Here is a 19,993-nt window from a genome sequence, read left to right on the forward strand (position 1 = left end):
TTTGCGTACAATATATAATTGAGAATAAATGATGAAACGAACCATAACCGTATTGGCCTCTTTATTGATACTAGGGGCAACTTCTACAAAAGCAGAATCTGCAGATTCGTATGAGGAGTTTGAAGAGTCTAAGATTCGTATTAATGTGACAGGCGAACTGAATAGTGCTGACGCATGGAAACTGGAGGCAGGATGCCATTGGTTTCCTATTCCTTTTGTAGGAGTAGGAGGCTCGTTGGGTTACTATAGGCAGTTTTCTACAACGGATATAGCAAGAGGGGATACATGGTGGACTAATGAAGATTCCGAAAAAGCACAGAACCTCTTTTTGCATCCATCTGCCATTTTCTTCTCGCCATACATCTTCAGAAAGTCGGATTATGCGATTTGTTTGTATGGGGAACTGGGTACCCTGCTAACCATTCCATACGATAGAATCGACATTGATATAAATCCCAACGAGGTCCGTATTCCTGAAAATCGTAAGAGCATTAGTAGTAGTAAGGGCGCATGGTGTTTCTTTGACGGCAAGATAGGTCTGTCTCTCAGAGTCAACAAGGGGACGATAACTTTGGGATATTCGTATTCCACTCTCGATGTGTATGCCCAGCGTAGAACTATGAAATACGACAATCAGAAGTTTGACCAGTTCTACCCCAAAGCTAAAGGTACTCATGGTGCCTTTCTATCTATCCAGATAGGCCTATAGCGTTTGCAGCCATATAATCCTGCCAAACTAATGGGCGACTTTTTGCTGGAAGGCATCGAATTGGGCTTGGCCGCTGTTGCCATAGCAGAACAATCCTACACGGATGCCCTTCCAATAGCCTGAATGCATGGAGAACGCAGAACCTGCGGGCTGGTAATGTAGTCCATCGGTACTATAATAGAACTGGTGGCTGTTGGCCTGACAATCGTTGGTGACGCGGAGCCAAAGCTTTTGGAAACGGCCATTCTGGACAAGGGTACGCTGCCCATCGACTTCAATAAAAACGCCTTCTTTGCAGAGACCAACGCCTCGGAACTGTTTGCCAGAGCAGAAAAGCCCCGCATAATTATCACCTGAAGCCTCAACCATCGTAAGACTTTCACTCTGATAACCTACGACTTTCTGCGTCAACATGTTATGACTGACCATTAGACAATCGGCAGGCAGAGCCTTTAGCGTGAGCCAGCCCTTACGGGCTGTGAGGCTCCAATGAGTATCGACAGGGTTGTGGTTCCACTGCCATTGGAGGCCAAGAGTGGCAGAGAAGTCGTCAGAGGTCTGAGGCAGGAAGACTGTAGCCGATGGAATGGGCTTTTTCCATGAAGCGACAGGCTCACCAATGTCGTTTCCATCGAAATCGACGCCCATCAATGGCCAGTCGGCTTCCCAACGGGCGGGCTGCAGATGGACCACACGTCCCAAGACGGGCGTCTCCTGAAAATGGTAAAACCACCAAGAGCCATCAGAGGCATCAACCAAAGCACCTTGATGAGGACCATTCACACGGGTAGAGCCTTGTTCGAGAACAACACGGCGCTCGTATGGACCATAGATGTTCTTAGAACGAAGTGCAGTCTGCCATCCCTGGCCTACTCCGCCCTCAGGAATAATAAGATAGTACCAGCCGTTGCGCTTAAGGAATTTGGTTCCCTCGGCCACAGGGCCTTCGTAGACGGTCTGACCTTCGTCGAGCAAGGTCTTACCGTCAGCCGACATGCGATGGACGATGATAGGGCCCGCGCCACGACGGCTACGCCCTAAGTAGGCTTGTCCGTCTTCGTCCCAGAAAGGACAAGGATCCTCCCATCTCTCGACACGTTTCACCAGATGGAGCGGCGCCCAAGGGCCATGAGGATTGCGGGCGGTGGTCATATAAAGTCCCTCGTCGGGGGTACAAAAATAGACGTAGTAAAGACCGTTGTGATAGCGGATGGCTGGTGCCCACGAGCCGCCGGCATAGTGTTGGTTATCATCCCATCCCGGCTCATCGAAGCGGCGGTATATCTGACTGATATACTTCCAGTTGACCATATCATCGCTCTCAAGTACTTGCATGCCAAGGAAATGGAAATCGGAAGCGACCATATAATATTTTGAGCCCACTCGGATGACATCAGGATCGGAGAAGTCTACATTAAGCACGGGGTTGCGATAGGTGCCGTCGCCTTGGTCGCCCCATCCTTCAACATCGTCATTCACAAAGTCTGGACGTATATCGGGCTGTTCTGTCACAATCTCAATATTCGAGAACTTCACATTGCGAGCATGACGCACAAAAAAGCCTTTGGCAGGCAGGTTGCCCCACATGGTGGCTTCTGGATAGGCTTTTTCTTTCTCGTCGCGGATGGTATCGCAGATTTGTGCCATTTCATCGGCTTTGACACCCCCTTTATGATAGAGTGATATGTTTGAGAGCGAGACATTACGAACAGGATGACCAGGCAGTCCAGTGATACTGCAACCCATGGAGCCCGCATGGCGAATTTGGATGTTATTGAGGTGGACGCCATCAATGTGCCCCACATGATTGATGGGTACGATGGCTTCCATATTGGCACCACTGGACAGGTAGCCACGTCCACGATTGCCCAGACGGATGAAGATGGGTGACTCAGTACCTTCGACGGTGAAATCGGATATATTGACGTTCTCGAGCACGCCTCCATCGACAATTTCAAGCGAGATGGCAGAAGAACCTATCCACTGACCGAAAAACTTCTCCTTCTGATCAGCACTAGGCTTCACCACAATGCCAGAGATGTTGACGTTACGAAAACCGCCATTGGTCTCTGTGCCCAGCTTCACGGCATTGCAGTGGCTCGACACCACACAATCGCTGATGCGAATATTCTCGCAAAGACGAGGCGATGTGCTTTTTAGCGTAATGCCGTCGTCGTCGCTATCGGCCATCATGCCTCGTACTATCACATCGTGACAGCCATCAATATCGAGAGCATCATTATTATAGTTATTACGGTTAAAAACCTTGATTCCATCGATATGCAGACGGTCACAAGCCAGATAGTGCTGCATCCAGCAACCACTGTTTTTAAGGGTAACGTCCTTAATAGTAATGTCCTGACTCTGGATAAAGCGAATGAGATGGGGGCGCGTGACACCCTCGTCATTCCAAGATAGTTTTTCGAAAGCACGCCCCTGCCCGTCAATGATACCATAGCCATCGATAACTATATTATGTACCGAGTCGGCATAGATCAGCTGAATGGTCTCTGTCTGGGTTCGGAGGGATACATAGCTCGATTTCATCGGGCGATAATCTTTCAGATCAGTAGAACCCAAGACAACTGCGCCATGATCAAGATGGAGATGGACATTGCTTTTCAGTACAATGGTTCCTATCCTGAAAAGGCCTGCAGGAATTACAACACGACCTCCACCTTTTTCAGAACAGCGGTCGATGGCTTTCTGAAAAGCCTCCGTACTATTTACCCCAGCATCGCTGGTGGCTCCATAATCTACAACATTATAATCGGCAGCCCTACAAATGAATGCCGGAATCAGGAGAAGTGTTGTTAGCAGATGTCTCATAATATGTTGGCTATACGTTTCAATGCTTCTTCCAAACGGCTACGCTGTGTGGCAATGTTGAAGCGGACATACCCCTCGCCCGTCTGAGGACCATACATCGTACCAGGATTTATCCACACCTTTGCCTCATTCAACAGACGGTCGCATAACTGCTGGGCGGTAATGCCCATGGCAGAGATGTCAACCCATGGAAGATAGGTGCCTTCGAGGCGACAGAGTTTCCACTGGGGCAGTCTTTCCTCGATGAAATCGCGCAAAAAGCAGTAGTTCTTCCAAAGATACTGGTTCAATTCGTCAATCCACTCTTCGCTCTCGTTATAGGCTGCCTTTAGGGCTACAGGACCAAAAGGATTCAGGTCGCACACCTCGTTAATATTGATGGCACGATCCAGTCGGCGACGCCATTCAGGTTGTGCACAGATGATATTAGCGGCCTGCAAGCCAGCGATATTGAACGACTTGGAGGGAGAGTTAAGTATGACACTATTCTGACGACAGTTGTCGCTCACAGCAGCAAAGGGTTGGAACTTGTAGCCTGGCATAATAAGTTCACAATGTATCTCGTCGCTCACCACCTTAACACTGTGTTTCAGACAGATATCATTCATGCGTTCCAGTTCCGCTTTAGTCCACACACGCCCACAGGGATTGTGGGGGTTACAGAGCAGGAAGACAGTAGTTTTCTCGTCGGAACACTTGACTTCGAAATCGGCCCAGTCTACTTCAAAGGTATCATCAACCCGCTTCAATGCTGTCTCAAGCACTTCACAACCATTATTTCGAACAGAAGAGAAGAAGCAGTTATAATCAGGCGAAAGGATAAGCACCTTTTCACCTGGCATGGTTAATGCTTTGATTGCGACCGACATAGCTGGAACAACTCCAGTAGTATAGAGTATTTCTTCACGCCGGATGGACCACTCGTGGCGACGCTGAAACCATGAGATAATAGCTTCATAATAGTCTTCCTCGACAACGGTATAGCCAAATACCCCATGGGCGGCACGCCTTTTAACGGCATCAAGGATAGCTGGGGCAGCCTTAAAGTCCATGTCTGCCACCCAGAGGGGAATCACGTCAGCCGAGGGACCTTCATCCCATTTTACACAGCCCGTACCTCTGCGCTCTACTTCTTCATCGAAATTATACTTCATTTCCTAGTTTCTATTACACAATTATTCGGTTGACGCACGTTCTCATCAATGGTGATACTACCGATGGAATCGGCAATAATGTGCCCAGATGTAGGATTCTTAATATTCTCAATATGGCCTTTAATATCTGCCTCGACGGTGGAGTACTCAAACATACGGTCACATGCTGCGTCGATAGTACAATTCTCGAGCACCAGGTTCTGGGTGTAGCACAGTAACTGTTCACCTGCCAAATGACAATTCACAAGTCGTACGTTCTTGGAGTGCCAAGCCAGATACTCGCCATCGAGTACTGAGTCATAGACAGTTACATTCTCGCACTCCCAAAAAGAGTCTTTTGTCAGGATCTTAGCGTTATGAATCTCCACATTCTTGCAATACTGGAACACGTACTTTGAGTCGCTCTCAAACCCATCGACATAGATATTCTCTGAGAACATGAAGGGATAAGTGCCTCCATGTAACTTGACGTTCTTGATCTTAATACCATTCACCTTCCAGAAAGTCTCGTCAGCATCGGTAATCTCCACATTCTCAAGTTCTAAATTCTTCATCTCGCGGAAGAACTTCGGGCCATCGATACGCGAATTCTTCATCACTAAATCGTTTGTATACCAGATGGCAGAACGAGAATCCATAGCAAAATAACAATTCTCAATATAGGCGCCATCGACATGCCACCAGGGATACTTACCATAAAACTTGCAATCGTGTGCTTCCATGTTCTGGCACTGCTTGATACCAGATTCGCCATCAGTGATTGTTACATTCTCCAATCGTAAATCATGACAGGCGAACAAAGGACGCTCGCCGCCGAATTTCTCATCTTTTATCAGTTTCATTGTTTTGTATTGTTTTATTCGGCGACAAAGATACAAATAAAAATCCGTAATCGGTTCACATCGACTACGGATTCTATAACCTATTTAAAGGTTTTTAATATGTTAGAGAGAGATTTATCATCGTTTGGCAATCAGACGACTATCGAGCGGCTCCATCACAACCATGCGACTTGAGAGGAACATATTGTCTTTTGCCTCGTTCATTTTATAGGTCCTGACCGTTGTAAGACTGGGAGCAACAGAGCGATAAAGCGTAACCTCGGCAGGCAGGTCGTAAGCCTGTTTCTCAGCATTCCACTTGCAAGTCTCCATGTTGTAGCCGTTCTTGTAATACTTGTAGTTGTGACAGAAATCGTTCACCCAATCCTTGCGGCCCTCATCCCAGCGCAATACTTCGCGGGTGGTAAGACGACCCTGCTCGTCGTACTCGTAACGATACTCCATCTTGGCACACACTTCATTGTCAGCCTTTTGCTCGTAGACTTCAATTCTGTGAATCACACCATCCTCCAGATCTGAGTTGTACAGATAGGGGGCATTCACGTCGTTAGCGGCATTGAAATACATCGTGAGAACTGTTGCGATAGTGATAATTGATTCCATATCTCTAATATTTTAATTGTTACTACATCTGTTTGACGTTGCAAAGGTAAGAAAAGTTGCAAAGGCATTAAGTTATCAGAATGTTATCTTTAGGTTAAATCCGAAGCACCATGTTAACAAACTATAAAAACAGCGTCTTCGATGCAGTATTTCACCACCCTCACACATTATAATAATAGGAAGGGGATTATTTTATTAATCATAAAGATATGGAAAAGAGAATCTTATTATGGATGGTCGCAATACTGACGCTTTGCAGTTGCTCTACAAGCGACAATATTTACGATCCTATTTCGCTATCCAAAGTGTCTCATAGCGATTGTGGGAATCATATTCGGACGCGTGGCGAATATGCGCCAAAGTTAAAGCTCACCTATAATAAGGATAGCAAGACCATTACTGGTGAGTATATCAACTACACGCTGAACTGCGACTATACCAATGCAGGCATCAATATTGACCATGATGTCGACGGGGCACTTGTCTTAAATCCTTGGAATGACGGTGAGGGTAAAGCCAACTGCATCTGTCATATAAACATCTACTTCACCATTCATAACGCCACCATGCCAAGATACCATCTCATCTTAAACCGCCAAAAAGTCATCATCCATGAAGGAGACGGTTCCATACGCGAAGAGATTTGGACAGACTACGATGGTGTTATTTCCTTCTCAACCCAGAATACAATTACAATAAATCTGTAATACAGATATCATAATAAACTTCTGTTTTTATTTGGTCATCTCAGGAAAAACCTATACCTTTGCCCCTTGTATTAAAGAGAAGCAAAGCAGGCCATCGACGGGCTGACGCGAGAAGACCATTATGCATAGAAACAGGTATAGAAACGTTTCAATCATTAGTGCGGCGGCAGTATTGTTGCTACTGGCCCTCTATATGTGGATGACCTACCGCTCTGTGTCGAAAGACATCTCGGAAAGGGCCAGTAACCAGTTGACATGGGCCATGTTCTATGAAAGTTACCAACGCGCGGAATTTGTAACCACTGGCGACACTCTCAGTCTGCCCCAGGCACGAGGAAATCTGAGTCTGGCCTCATCGGTCGAAGGTATGAACGACGCGTTAAGTTGCAAATATCAGTCAGAGATATCGCTTGACACAGTGGCTCTGTTTGTCGACTCATTGCTGAGCATAGCCCACATTAACCGCGATGTAACAATCCAAGAAATAGATGCCACCAAGAAGGTGATTCGTCAGAACAATAACCGAAGTACATCGTGGTCTCTGCTGACAAAACCTGTCAGTATACGTCGCAATCAGTCAAAGGCTATACGATTGGCGCTGAACAATCCCTATCCGGAATTAGCCCAAAAACTGAGCCCGCTATTCCTCATCAGCGCCATTATCCTGGGGTTCTTCGCCATCATCATCTTTCAACTATTGCGCTTCATTACGGAACAGGAACAGATTGCAGAACTGAGAAACGACTTCTCGTATGCCATGGTGCACGACATGAAGTCGCCACTATCGTCGATTATCATGGGAGCCCACTTCCTGCATAGCGGCAAGGTTGACGACAAGCCTCAGATTAAAGAGAAATATTATAGTATTATCGAGGATGAGGCAGAACACCTGCTGACACTTGTCAACAAACTGCTTACCATCTCGAAACTGGAAAACAAGAAACTGATACTCAACAAGTGGGACATCAATCTTGAGCCCATTATTGATGATCTTATAGAGAAAACCAAACCTAAGACCACAAAACCTTTAAAGGTTACTACCGACTTAAAGACAAAGAACATTCTGGCCGACGAACAGTATATTACAGAGGCCATTTCGAATCTGTTAGACAACGCTATCAAATACTCAAAAGACAATATCGAAATCAAGATATCAACCATAGATACCGACAAATATGTATTACTTAAGGTTCGTGACAATGGAATCGGCATCTCGAAAGAGGAGCAGCAGGTGATATTCGACAAGTTCGAACGGGCGGCTATACACGAGAAGAATCGCAAAGGCGGTGTAAGCGGTTTCGGTCTTGGACTGAACTACGTAGATCAAGTGATGAAAGCCCATGGCGGCAAAGTTACAGTGTCAAGTGAGAAAGATAATTATTCCGAATTTACTCTTTATATACCCAAGAACGTATGATAAAACTATTGTTAGTAGAAGACGACGAATCGCTGGCTTACATTGAGAAGACCGGTTTGGAAGATATCATAGGCGGCTATGAGGTAACGACTGCTGCCAATGGAAAGGAAGGCGTAAAAGCCTGGGAAGAGACGCATCCCGATGTGATTATATCAGATATCGACATGCCCGTAATGAATGGTTTTGAGATGGTGGAGCGTATCCGCGAGACGGATGGCAATGTGATTATCATCTTCACCTCTGCCCTTACCTCACCCAACGATGTGAAAGCCGGTTACCGTCTTGGCATCAACAACTATGTGAAAAAGCCTTTTGTACCCGAGGAGTTAGATGCCCATATTCAAGCTCTGATGAAAATGCGCGGTGGACTCAAGACACAGAACGAGACCAGCCACTACAAACTGGGCAAATACACGCTTGACGCCGATCATGCAACGTTGAGAAACGACGAAACAGGAGAAACTCAGACTATAACGGTGCGTGAGGCCCAGATTCTACAGCTGCTGGCAGACAATAAGAACAATGTGGTGAGGCGCGAGGCCATACTCAGTCGGTTCTGGAACACAGAGGATGACTACTTTGCCTCACGTTCGCTTGATGTTTTCATTAACAAATTGAGAAAGCTGTTAGCTGACGAGCCTAAAATCAACCTGAAAACGATTCGAGGCATCGGACTACAATTGCTGGTCGAGGGTTAATCAATGGGCTTGTAAGGCTCCATTGCTTTCAAGGTATAAAAGACAGCAGGCAGAACCAAGATGGCAACCATGAAGAACCACCAGCCCTCGAAAACGGTGCCTATCAGGCAAAGCATAACGATATAAAACACCACGTCACCAATGATGACAGGTATCACGCTACGGGAATACTCGTAGACCCATCCCTCAAACATCACCATCATCATAGTTGGCACTATTAGTAACGGACTGTTGTAAAGAAGTGACAACAAAGACATAACAACACCATAAACAGTTATCACGATGGCAGGACGATGCTTCCATTCCAATATCTCACGAAGCACAGCCCCATAGATAACCAGATTACAAGTAGCCTCAATAGCCGACAGCACCAAAATGGAGAAGATCGGATGAATTCTCATCCACCTGTATGTTTCACGCACGGTGGAATCCGACTCTGTAATAATCGTACCGTCAGGCTCTGCTATCGGATTATACACAATACAATTGAGCAAAGCCATACCTGCCATAGCTATAATCAGCGCAATAATCACCTTCCAACGCACGTTTCTGGGAATACGTCCCTCTGAATAAGACGCAAAACCAAAATGAAGAAACACCCAATGAAGGAGAATACAAAGTGTAAAGATCATACAGCATCCTCCAACTGTCATGATACTCATGGTTGTTGTTGTGCCCGATTCGTTTTCATTGAATCCATCGATGAATCCCGTGACAAAGCCGACAACGGCTCCACCAACAAACAGCACTCCAAGAGTAATTCCAAGTGCCAGAAGTAAATACATCAATGCCTTCTTCATCGTTTTTTTACACTTTATCGGGTGCAAAGATACGACGATTTTCTGAGATACTCCCCTATCGCAATGTTATCTTTAGGTTAAATCTTTAAGGTTCAAACCACGTTCTCCTTATAAATCAAGTTGTTGGCGCCGCTCGTAATTTTCAAGGCTTCAGGATGTTCCTTAATGAAAGAATCGATATGGCGCACACGTTTTTCTTCAAAGATCTCCTCAATAGCAATGAGAATACCTGTCTCTTCAACATCGCCAAAACCATAGTTGATTGCTGTACCAAAAAGTTTCATAGTAGGCGAGAGACTCATATAAGCATTAACCAGCGGCGGAATATTATAGCCCAATTTACGAACCTGCCCATTCAATATCTTATAGTCTTCCTTGAATGTATGGCCGCTGAAGAGTGCCTCCAACTCCTTCGGGTCCGTCTCCAATTCAAGCGGTTTCATCGGGATAATCAACTTGTCCTTATCGTCGAAATGCTTTTTCAGAAAATAAAGAATCATATCACGACCTTTGCGGATATAAGAAGGATACATGGTCATCTTACCAAAGAAATACTTCACGTTGGGCTTGATAACTGTCAGAGCGCCAAGTCCATCCCAAAGATTGTCGAGCGCAAAGAGACTTTTGGCACCCATGCGGGAACTCTGATAAGGGAGAGCAACAAACGAACGTCCCAGTTCGATAGTCAAAGGCGCATAGTCCTTAATAAAGCGATCAGAGAAATGGAACATATGGCTGGTAGCCAGGATGGGCTGACCTTTTTCGTCATACTCCCAGTCGGTACCCAACAGATAACGATAACCACCAATGATTTCTTCTGCCTCAGGATTCCATACGATAAGCTGCTTATAACAATTGTCACAGGTATCGAACTCATCGATATCCATTGACTTGCCCGTACCTCCACCAGCTTCACGGAAAGCGATCTCACGAAGTCGCCCGATCTCCTTCATTACATTAGGTGCGTTGTGAGCAGTTATCACATAAATCTCGTTATGACTCTTGTTCGTCATACGAAGTTGGCGCTCAGGTGTCAGCTCACTCTTAAGAAGTTCTTTGTCTATTGGCTGGATAATCTCCTGTTCCATTTTATTTATTTATAGCTTTAAAGTTTATAACAGTTTTCTCTAACAAATTGTGCCCATTCCATCGGCGATTTGCTTTTGTCAAAAGTTTGCCAGGGTACAGGCTTTCCTATCTTGATTTGAAAGGTTTTATGCACGTTTTTATACATTTCATCGACCAAATAGAGCATTGCGAGATTGAATGGCAGATACCTATCACTGAAATTAGCCAGACGATAAAAGAAATTAGAATTCTGCCCTCCGAAATGAATCGGCACAACATCACGTTGGTACTCTACACTCTTAGAAATAAAAGTTTTGGTCCAGGGTATATCCTCAATAACCCCATTACGACGGCGAGAACATAAGCCCGCAGGGAACATCAGCATATGATTGTCACTCTCAAATCCCGCCTTCACCATAGCAGGGAAGTTGCGACTTTGGCCGCCTGTCTTATTGATAGGGATACAGACGGGAGCCAAACCTGGCAAATTCATCAGTAAGTCGTTGACAAGATAGCGGAATCGTCCGTTATAATGCCTACCGATAACAGCCCCAAGAGCCACCCCATCCTCTCCACCAAGGGGATGATTGCTGACAAAGGTGTAAAGTTTGCCGTCCTGAGGATCCGGAAGATTCTCCTTACCCTCAATCTCCAATGTCATGTCGAGATATCTGACACACTCCTCGAGCCATTCCACCCCCGATTTGTCGCGACTCTCCCACAGGAAAGCGTTGACTTCATCCTGATGAGCGATGCGCTTGAGCCAGCTAATCAAGGGGCGTGGTACAAACTTTGCCCTTGTGCCCATCTTGCCTTTCAATATCTGATCGATATCAATGGTTTTCTCTGTTACAGTTGTCATTCTCTCTTCAAAACACTAACGTGGTGCAAAAATAGCACATTTCTTTCAATAATGAGCAAAAAAAAGAAGAAAAAGTTTCTTTTTAAATGTATTTAGTACACAAAAGGGGGTTAAATCAATAAAATAAAGTTAAAAATAAAAAAAAGTGGGGAAATGTGGTGCAAAGTGGGGAAAAATTCATATCTTTGTAACCGATTTCTATTAATTATGTACGTATGCGTTTTTTAGGTAATATAGAAGCAAAGGCCGATACAAAGGGAAGAGCCTTTCTGCCAGCCGTTTTCCGCAAGGTGCTACAAGCATCAGGCGAGGAATGTCTGGTACTGAGAAAGGATGTTTTCCAAAAGTGTTTGGTGCTATACCCTGAAAGCGTATGGAATCAGCGTCTTGATCTGCTGAAGCAGCAGCTTCGCCCCTGGAAACAGTCACATCAGCAGATGTTCAGACAGTTTGTATCAGAGGCAGAAGTCGTAACACTTGACGGCAATGGCCGCTTCCTGATTTCAAAGCGTCTGCAGAAGATTGCAGAAATAGAACAAGACATCCAGTTTATCGGCATGGACGACACCATCGAGATATGGTCGCCGAGAAACCTGGAACAGACCCTCAAGACCGATGACGACTTCGGTATGGAATTTGAGAATATCATGAATACCAACGAGAACCAATGATGACTACTGCCGATACATATCACGTTCCAGTACTTCTACAGGAAAGCATCGACGGGCTTGACATCAAGCCCGATGGTGTTTATGTAGACGTTACTTTTGGCGGTGGCGGACACAGTAAGGAGATTCTGCGCAGACTTGGCAAGAAAGGTCATCTATACAGTTTTGACCAAGACGAAGACGCAGAGTGCAACATCGTTAATGACGAGCGTTTCACATTCGTAAGAAGCAATTTCAGATATCTCCGCAACTGGATGCGCTATTATGGCGTTGAAAAGATCGACGGACTTCTGGCCGACCTTGGTGTTTCCAGTCACCATTTCGATGACGAGACACGCGGTTTCTCTTTCCGTTTCGATTCTCCACTAGATATGCGGATGAACAAACGGGCAGGAATGACGGCAGCAGAAATCCTGAACAGTTACGACGAGGAACAACTTTCGGACATTCTTTACATCTATGGTGAACTGAAGAATGCTCGAAGAATAGCCTCAGCCATCGTCAAGGCCCGTAACGAGAAACATATAGAGACCACCAGCGACCTGATGGCAGCCACAGAGAAGCTATTTCAACGGGAGCGTGAGAAGAAAGAAATGGCCAAGATGTTTCAGGCCCTGCGTATAGAGGTAAACCACGAGATGAGTGCTTTGAAAGAGATGCTCAATGGCGCAAGAGATGTCCTTGGCGAAGGTGGCAGGCTGTCGGTCATCACCTACCACTCACTAGAAGACCGCATTGTGAAGAACTTCATGAAAGCAGGCAATGCAGAGGGTAAGGTAAAACAAGACTTCTTCGGACGTACAGAAGCACCTTTTAAGTCGATTAACAATAAAGTTATCGTACCCACAGATGAGGAACAACAGCAGAACCCACGAAGCCGAAGTGCAAAATTAAGGATCGCAGAAAGAGTTTTAGATTAAAATATGGCAGAAGACAAGAGCATGAAGCCAGAAGTGCAGGATGAGGAGAGCGTCAGCATACTGGAAGAAGCAGCCGACATGAAGGAACAGGCCAAGAAGACCATCCAGATGATTAAGGAGAAGGCGAAGGAAGAAGATCCCAAACTAACCTCTTCCTTGACATTGAGGACGATTCTCGGTGGTGACTTCCTGACAGCCGACATGGTTCGCCGACAAATCTGGCTCTTCGTACTGATGGTTGTCTTTACCATCCTCTATGTAGCATTCAGATACCAGTGTCAGCAGGACATGATTGCCATAGACAAGCTGGAGAAAGAAGTCCTCGATGCGAAATACAAGGCCCTTTCGAGTTCAAGCACCCTTACTGAGAAATGCCGTGAGAGCCATGTACTGGAAGCTTTGAAGCATAACAAAGACAGTTTGCTGCACATTGCAGACCAGCCACCTTATATAATTAATGTACCAGAATAAAGAGAGGCGGAATGAGTAAGTTCAAAAGCGAAAAAGTAATGCCCCGCTACTTTGCCATTGCAGTAGTCATGACATTGATTGGTTTTGCCATTGTAGGTAAGGCCATGTATATCATGACCGCCAAGAAGCAATATTGGACTGAAGTGGCATCCCGTCTGAAACGCGACAGCGTTACCGTAAAGCCAAGCCGTGGCAACATTCTCAGTTGCGACGGCCAGCTGATGGCCAGCAGTATTCCAGAATATAAGGTATACATGGACTTTCAGGCTGGAGCCGATGACTCTGTCGGCAGCCACAAGCGCGACTCTGTCTGGGAAGAGAAGATAGACAGCATCTGTCTGGGCTTAAACCAGATCTTTCCATCAAAAAGCGTCAATGAGTTTAAAACACACCTGCTTGAAGGAAAAAAGAAGGTACAGAAGAACGGCACCGTGGGCGCCCGCCATTGGGCCATCTGGCCACGGCGCATCGACTATAATACCTTCTGCGAGATTCGCCAATTGCCGATTTTCAAGGAGCCTGTATATAAAGGCGGTTTTCATTGGGAAGAATATAATGCCCGCCGCAAACCGTTCGGTTCATTGGGCGAACGTACCATCGGTGCTATGTTCGGAGCCAAGGATAGTGCCAAATACGGTTTGGAACTATCGTTCGACTCTATCCTCCGAGGCAAAGACGGCTTGATGCACCGCCGTAAGATTCTTAGCAAGTACCTGGATATTCCCGTTCTCTCTCCTATTGATGGTGCTGACATTGTAACAACCATCGACGTAGGTATGCAAGACTTGGCAGAGCGCGCTGTTGTTGAGGAACTGAAGGAGATTAACGGAGAAATGGGCGTTGCCATTCTGATGGAAGTGGAGACAGGCGATGTAAAAGCTATTGTTAATATGTCGCGTGGTTCAGATGGACGATATTACGAAACTGTGAACAACGCTATCAGCTATCGTTGTGAGCCAGGCTCTGTATTCAAGGTCGCATCGTTCCTGGTAGCCCTCGACGATGGTATCATTCCCAACGATACGAACTTCGTAATCCATACCGGTAGCGGTGTCATGGAGATGCACGGCAGACTGATGAAAGATCACAACTGGCGTCGTGGCGGTTATCAGGATATAAACGTTGCCAGAACGCTCGAAGTCAGCTCGAACATCGGCGTGAGCTATGTCATCGACAAGTTCTATGGCAGTAACCCCAGAAAATATGTAGAAGGTCTTTATCGTGTAGGCATCCACGAAGATCTGAAGATTCCTCTGGTGGGCTATCGCACCCCGATGATTCGTATGCCCGACACTAAGACCACTGATCGCGCCAAATACTGGAGTAAAACGACTCTACCTTGGATGAGCATCGGCTACGAGACACAGATTGCCCCCATCAACACGGTTGCTTTCTACAACGCAATAGCCAACAATGGCAAGATGATGCAACCCCGCTTTGTTAAGCAGATTGTAAAGAATGGCGAAGTCATTAAGGAATTTGAGCCCGTTGTTCTGAAAGAGCGTATTGCAAAACCCCAGGCCATCAAAACCATGCAGACCATTCTGGAACATGTGGTTAGTCAAGGATTAGGAAAGAAAGCCGGCTCAAAATCGTTTAAGGTGGCAGGAAAGACCGGTACAGCTCAGGTGGCTGACCAATACGGAGGCTACCACTCTGGTGTTACCCGCTACTGGCTTTCGTTTGCGGGTTACTTCCCTGCAGACAATCCACGCTACAGTTGTATTGTATGCCTGAAGAAGTCTGGTCTTCCCGCATCAGGCGGTGGTATGAGCGGTGTGGTATTCCACCATATTTCCGAAGGTGTCATGGCCCAGAATCTGAAGCGAAGCGTAGAAGACGCTCACGATGAATATTCCGTTCTGACCCCAATAGTAAAGGAAGGTGATGTCGTAGCGTCAAATCGCGTACTGAGACAACTTGGCGTGAAGGCAGGCAATAATATCAACGAAAAGAGAACTGCCAGGAACATTGTACCCAATGTTATAGGCATGGGAGCCCGCGATGCTGTTTACCAAATGGAAAGCAGAGGCGTCAAGACAAAACTGAGAGGCAGAGGCAGGGTGAAGTCACAAAGCATCTTTGCAGGGACAGCCGTCAGACAGGGCATGGTGTGCGAATTAATATTAGAATAATAATCAAATAATGTATAGAGAGAGATGAAACTGAACGAGCTGCTTAAACATGTAGAAGTAGTCGAGATCCTTGGTAATATGGATGTAGAGATTACTGGTGTGAATATTGATTCACGTCGCATTGAAGCCGGTCATCTGTTTGTTGCCATTCCTGGCACACAGACCGACGGTCACAAGTTCATTCCAAAAGCTATCGAACAAGGCGCTACAGCCGTGCTCTGCGAATATTTCCCGGAAGAGAGAAAGCCCGGCATCACCTATATAGCAGTAACATCAACTGAAGGCTGCGTCGGTGAGGTGGCTACCCAGTTCTTTGGTGATCCTTCACGGAAACTGAAACTGGTGGGTGTAACTGGCACAAATGGTAAGACAACCATTGCGACCTTACTATATAATATGTTCCGTAAGTTTGGACACAAATGCGGTCTGCTCTCTACCGTCTGCAATTACATTGAAGGTGAGGCAATTCCCGCAGACCATACCACACCAGACCCAATAGAACTGAACCGCCTGCTCGCTAAGATGGTAGAGGCAGGTTGTGAGTATGCTTTTATGGAGTGTAGCAGTCATGCTATTGCCCAGAAGCGCATCGGCGGACTCAGATTTACCGGTGGACTCTTTACCAATCTGACTCGTGATCATCTGGACTATCATAAGACGTTCGAAAACTATCGCGATGCGAAGAAAGCCTTCTTCGACGGACTCGACAAGGATGCTTTCGCTATTACCAACGCCGACGATAAGAACGGCTCTGTTATGGTTCAGAACTGTAAGGCACAAATCAAGACCTACTCTACCCGTTCGATGGCCGACTTCAAGGCGAAGATCATCGAATGTCACTTTGAAGGCATGTATCTCGACATTAATGGCAAGGAAGTAGGTGTACAATTTATTGGCAAATTCAATGTCAGCAATCTGCTTGCAGTATATGGCGCTGCAGTTATGCTGGGCAAGAAGCCCGATGACATCCTCGTCATTCTGAGCACACTGAAGAGTGTGAACGGACGATTGGAGCCTATCCATTCACCCGAGGGATACACAGCCATCGTTGACTATGCCCACACGCCCGACGCACTTGAGAATGTACTGAATGCCATCCACGAAGTGCTCGATGGTAAAGGGAAGGTGATTACCGTATGCGGTGCCGGCGGCAATCGTGACAAGGGGAAACGCCCGCTGATGGCGCAAGAAGCAGTAAAACAAAGCGATAAGGTGATTATTACCAGCGACAACCCCCGTTTTGAAGAGCCACAAGACATTATCAATGATATGCTGGCAGGTCTCGATGCTAAACAGATGAAGAAAGTTGTTAGCATTGTCGACCGCCGAGAAGCCATTCGCACAGCATGTATGATGGCAGAGAAGGGAGACGTCATCCTCATTGCCGGCAAGGGACATGAGGACTATCAGGAGATTCAGGGTGTGAAACATCACTTTGATGATAAGGAAGTAGTTCGCGACATCTTTAACGCTTAATTTTTTTGGCTTATGTTATACTATTTGTTCAGATTCCTCGACCAATATGACATCCCAGGCTCTCACATGTGGGCCTACATCTCTTTCCGCTCCATTCTGACGCTGATTCTCTCATTGATGATCTCGGCCTGGTTTGGCGAGAAGTTCATCAAGTGGATGAAACGTAGGAAAATCTATGAAACCGAGCGCGATCCGAAGATCGACCCGTTTGGAGTCGAGAAGAAAGGAGTGCCGACCATGGGCGGCATCATCATTATCGTCAGCATACTCGTACCTGTTCTTCTGCTTTGTCGTATACGTAACACTTACATCATCCTGATGATCATCACCACCATCTGGTTGGGATTCCTAGGATTCCTTGATGACTATATCAAGATTTTCAGACGCAACAAAGACGGTCTGAAAGGCAAATACAAGATTGTAGGACAAGTCAGTATTGGTTTCATCGTAGGTTTGACCCTCTGGTTGAGCCCCGATGTCGTTGTCAGAGAGAATGTCAACGTGAAACAGCATAATCAGGAATTAGTGGTAAAGCATAAACCTGAAGCTGTTAAGTCACTACAGACCACCATTCCTTTCATCAAGAATCACAATCTGAATTATTCAGAGATCATGTCATTCTTCGGAAAGAACAAGGTAGCGGCAGGTTGGGTTATCTTCGTGTTTATCACCATCATAGCCGTAACAGGCGTATCCAACGGTGCCAACCTGAACGACGGCATGGACGGCATGTGTGCAGGAAACTCTGCCATAGTCGGTGTGGCACTAGGCATATTGGCTTATGTTTCATCACACATAGGCTATGCCTCCTATTTCGACATCATGTACATCCCTCACTCTGAGGAGTTAGTAGTCTTCCTTTGCGCATTTATTGGAGCCATGATTGGTTTCCTGTGGTATAATGCATATCCTGCTCAGGTGTTCATGGGCGATACAGGATCGCTGACCATCGGTGGTATCATCGGTGTATGTGCCGTCATTATCCACAAAGAGCTTCTGCTTCCAATCCTCTGCGGAATCTTCTTCGTAGAAAGTCTGAGTGTCATCATACAGACCCAGTGGTTTAAGATCCAGAAGCGGAAAGGCAAGCGTGTACGCGTATTCCGCGCCACCCCGATCCACGACAACTTCCGCAAGTTGGATTCCCAGTTAGATGCGACCAGCACCTATATCTTTAAGAGCTGGCCCAATCGCCCATTCCATGAATCAAAGATCACCATCCGCTTCTGGATTACATCCATTATCTTAGCGGCATTGGCCATCATAACATTAAAGATGAGATAAAAAAAAGAAAATGAAAAGAATAGTTATCTTAGGAGCAGGAGAAAGCGGTGCCGGCGCAGCTGTCCTCGCCAAGAAAGAAGGTTTCGACGTGTTCGTATCAGACATGTCGAAGATTGCCGACAAATATAAGAAACTGCTGAACGACCACCAGATTGAATGGGAAGAAGGACAGCACACAGAGGAAAAGATTCTCAATGCCGACGAGATTATCAAGAGTCCAGGCATCCCCGATACCGCTCCCATGATTCAGAAAATCATCGGTAAAGGTATTCATATCATCAGTGAGATTGAGTTCGCTGGCCGATACACCAACTCGAAGATGATTTGCATCACTGGCTCTAATGGTAAGACCACCACCACATCGCTCATCTATCACATCTTCAAAGATGCGGGTTATGATGTCGGATTGGCTGGCAACATCGGTAATTCACTCGCCCTGCAGGTGGCTGAGGATCCTCACGAATACTATGTGATTGAACTGAGTTCTTTCCAACTGGACAACATGTACGATTTCCGTGCCGATATCGCCATCCTGCTGAATATCACGCCCGACCATCTCGACCGCTACAACTTCGAGATGCAGAACTATGTTGATGCCAAGATGCGCATTATCCAGAACCAGACCCCGAAAGATGCTTTCATCTATTGGGCCGACGACCCCATCATCAAACGTGAACTGGAGAAGTACGACATCAAAGCCATCCAGTATCCTTTCTCAGAGTTGAAGGAGAAAGGCGTGATTGGCTACATTGAAGAAGGACAGTATAAGATTGAGGAGCCCGAGCCATTTAATATGGAACAGGAGAGCCTCAGCCTCACGGGTAAGCACAACATATACAACTCGCTGGCCGCAGGTATCGCAGCTGATATCGCAGGTATCAAGAAAGAGGAGATCCGCAAGTCTCTGAGCGACTTCCCCGGCGTAGAGCATCGTCTGGAAAAGGTATGTATGGTTCGTGGCGTCCAATACATCAACGACTCCAAGGCAACGAATGTCGATGCCTGCTGGTATGCGCTCGAAGCCATGAAGACAAAGGTCATCCTCATCATTGGCGGAAAAGACAAGGGCAACGACTACAGCCCCATCAAACCGTTAATCAAGGAGAAATGCTCTGGCCTCGTTTATCTTGGCGCCGACAATCAGAAGCTACACGACAACTTCGACGGAATGGGCATACCCGTACGCGACACCCACTCCATGAAGGAATGTATCGAAGCATGCTACGAGATGGCACAGCCTGGAGAGACCGTACTGCTCAGCCCCTGCTGCGCATCCTTCGACCTCTTCAAGAACATGGAGGATCGTGGCGAACAGTTCAAGGAACTGGCAAGAAGTTTATAGTTTACTGT

18 protein-coding genes are annotated in these 19,993 nt (G+C 46.3%); 11 read left to right on the plus strand and 7 right to left on the minus strand.

What is annotated here, in order from left to right:
- Positions 1-31: 31 nt before the first annotated feature.
- Positions 32-709, plus strand: a complete 678-nt coding sequence (locus BMX82_RS04320; RefSeq protein ID WP_146063080.1) for a hypothetical protein — start codon at positions 32-34, stop codon at positions 707-709.
- Between the two features lie 27 nt (positions 710-736).
- Here BMX82_RS04320 and BMX82_RS04325 read toward each other — a convergent pair whose 3' ends face one another.
- The 4 genes from BMX82_RS04325 to BMX82_RS04340 all read right to left on the minus strand — a co-directional run bounded on the left by BMX82_RS04325 (position 737) and on the right by BMX82_RS04340 (position 6,137).
- Positions 737-3,538 carry a family 43 glycosylhydrolase gene (locus BMX82_RS04325; protein WP_091766427.1) on the minus strand — a complete coding sequence of 934 codons (2,802 nt, stop codon included), beginning with the start codon at positions 3,536-3,538 and terminating at the stop codon, positions 737-739.
- Complete coding sequence (locus BMX82_RS04330; RefSeq protein ID WP_036910539.1) at positions 3,535-4,692, minus strand: MalY/PatB family protein; 1,158 nt, start codon at positions 4,690-4,692, stop codon at positions 3,535-3,537. Before BMX82_RS04330 ends, BMX82_RS04325 begins: the two co-directional genes overlap by 4 nt.
- Positions 4,689-5,534 (minus strand): DUF3737 family protein, encoded by an 846-nt coding sequence (locus BMX82_RS04335; protein WP_091766430.1) that lies wholly within the window; start codon positions 5,532-5,534, stop codon positions 4,689-4,691. Before BMX82_RS04335 ends, BMX82_RS04330 begins: the two co-directional genes overlap by 4 nt.
- A 117-nt stretch (positions 5,535-5,651) precedes the next feature.
- A complete protein-coding gene (locus BMX82_RS04340; protein WP_081911035.1) occupies positions 5,652-6,137 on the minus strand; it encodes a DUF3836 domain-containing protein in 486 nt (161 codons plus the stop codon).
- Positions 6,138-6,346: 209 nt separating this feature from the next.
- Here BMX82_RS04340 and BMX82_RS04345 point away from each other — a divergent pair, with 209 nt between their 5' ends.
- From BMX82_RS04345 to BMX82_RS04355, 3 genes are all read left to right on the plus strand, one after another.
- Positions 6,347-6,844 carry a hypothetical protein gene (locus BMX82_RS04345; protein WP_143058309.1) on the plus strand — a complete coding sequence of 166 codons (498 nt, stop codon included), beginning with the start codon at positions 6,347-6,349 and terminating at the stop codon, positions 6,842-6,844.
- A 121-nt stretch (positions 6,845-6,965) separates the two neighbouring features.
- Positions 6,966-8,261 carry a sensor histidine kinase gene (locus tag BMX82_RS04350; protein ID WP_091766433.1) on the plus strand — a complete coding sequence of 432 codons (1,296 nt, stop codon included), beginning with the start codon at positions 6,966-6,968 and terminating at the stop codon, positions 8,259-8,261.
- Complete coding sequence (locus BMX82_RS04355; RefSeq protein WP_091766436.1) at positions 8,258-8,959, plus strand: response regulator transcription factor; 702 nt, start codon at positions 8,258-8,260, stop codon at positions 8,957-8,959. The genes BMX82_RS04350 and BMX82_RS04355 overlap by 4 nt, the downstream gene beginning before the upstream one ends.
- On the opposite strand, the gene BMX82_RS04360 is transcribed toward BMX82_RS04355, so the two are convergent.
- From BMX82_RS04360 to BMX82_RS04370, 3 genes are all read right to left on the minus strand, one after another.
- Positions 8,956-9,759 carry a hypothetical protein gene (locus tag BMX82_RS04360; RefSeq protein WP_036910550.1) on the minus strand — a complete coding sequence of 268 codons (804 nt, stop codon included), beginning with the start codon at positions 9,757-9,759 and terminating at the stop codon, positions 8,956-8,958. The genes BMX82_RS04355 and BMX82_RS04360 overlap by 4 nt on opposite strands.
- Before the next feature lie 92 nt (positions 9,760-9,851).
- The gene (locus tag BMX82_RS04365) at positions 9,852-10,847 is read right to left on the minus strand and encodes a GNAT family N-acetyltransferase (protein WP_091766439.1); all 996 of its coding nucleotides are present in this window, start codon (positions 10,845-10,847) and stop codon (positions 9,852-9,854) included.
- Between the two features lie 17 nt (positions 10,848-10,864).
- Positions 10,865-11,689: a glycerol acyltransferase gene (locus tag BMX82_RS04370; RefSeq protein ID WP_036910554.1), complete on the minus strand. Its 825-nt coding sequence runs from the start codon at positions 11,687-11,689 to the stop codon at positions 10,865-10,867.
- A 215-nt stretch (positions 11,690-11,904) separates the two neighbouring features.
- On the opposite strand from BMX82_RS04370, the gene mraZ reads away from it, so the two are divergent.
- Genes mraZ through murD form a run of 7 tightly spaced genes read left to right on the plus strand, consistent with a single transcriptional unit; the run spans position 11,905 to position 19,985 of the window.
- The gene (gene mraZ / locus BMX82_RS04375; RefSeq protein WP_036910556.1) at positions 11,905-12,360 is read left to right on the plus strand and encodes a division/cell wall cluster transcriptional repressor MraZ; all 456 of its coding nucleotides are present in this window, start codon (positions 11,905-11,907) and stop codon (positions 12,358-12,360) included.
- On the plus strand, positions 12,357-13,277 hold the full coding sequence (gene rsmH, locus BMX82_RS04380; RefSeq protein ID WP_091766441.1) for a 16S rRNA (cytosine(1402)-N(4))-methyltransferase RsmH: 921 nt from the start codon (positions 12,357-12,359) through the stop codon (positions 13,275-13,277). Before mraZ ends, rsmH begins: the two co-directional genes overlap by 4 nt.
- A gap of 3 nt (positions 13,278-13,280) precedes the next feature.
- Entirely contained in the window at positions 13,281-13,748 is a 468-nt protein-coding gene (locus tag BMX82_RS04385; protein WP_231622184.1) for an FtsL-like putative cell division protein, read from the plus strand.
- Positions 13,749-13,759: 11 nt separating this feature from the next.
- Positions 13,760-15,883 carry a penicillin-binding protein gene (locus tag BMX82_RS04390; RefSeq protein WP_036910560.1) on the plus strand — a complete coding sequence of 708 codons (2,124 nt, stop codon included), beginning with the start codon at positions 13,760-13,762 and terminating at the stop codon, positions 15,881-15,883.
- A gap of 24 nt (positions 15,884-15,907) precedes the next feature.
- Positions 15,908-17,359, plus strand: coding sequence for a UDP-N-acetylmuramoyl-L-alanyl-D-glutamate--2,6-diaminopimelate ligase (locus BMX82_RS04395; protein WP_036910562.1), 1,452 nt, complete (start codon positions 15,908-15,910; stop codon positions 17,357-17,359).
- 12 nt (positions 17,360-17,371) lie between these two features.
- Complete coding sequence (locus BMX82_RS04400; protein ID WP_091766444.1) at positions 17,372-18,643, plus strand: phospho-N-acetylmuramoyl-pentapeptide-transferase; 1,272 nt, start codon at positions 17,372-17,374, stop codon at positions 18,641-18,643.
- 10 nt (positions 18,644-18,653) lie between these two features.
- On the plus strand, positions 18,654-19,985 hold the full coding sequence (gene murD / locus BMX82_RS04405; RefSeq protein WP_091766447.1) for a UDP-N-acetylmuramoyl-L-alanine--D-glutamate ligase: 1,332 nt from the start codon (positions 18,654-18,656) through the stop codon (positions 19,983-19,985).
- Positions 19,986-19,993 lie beyond the last annotated feature (8 nt).

Source organism: Prevotella sp. khp7 (assembly GCF_900109055.1).
Lineage (GTDB): Bacteria > Bacteroidota > Bacteroidia > Bacteroidales > Bacteroidaceae > Prevotella.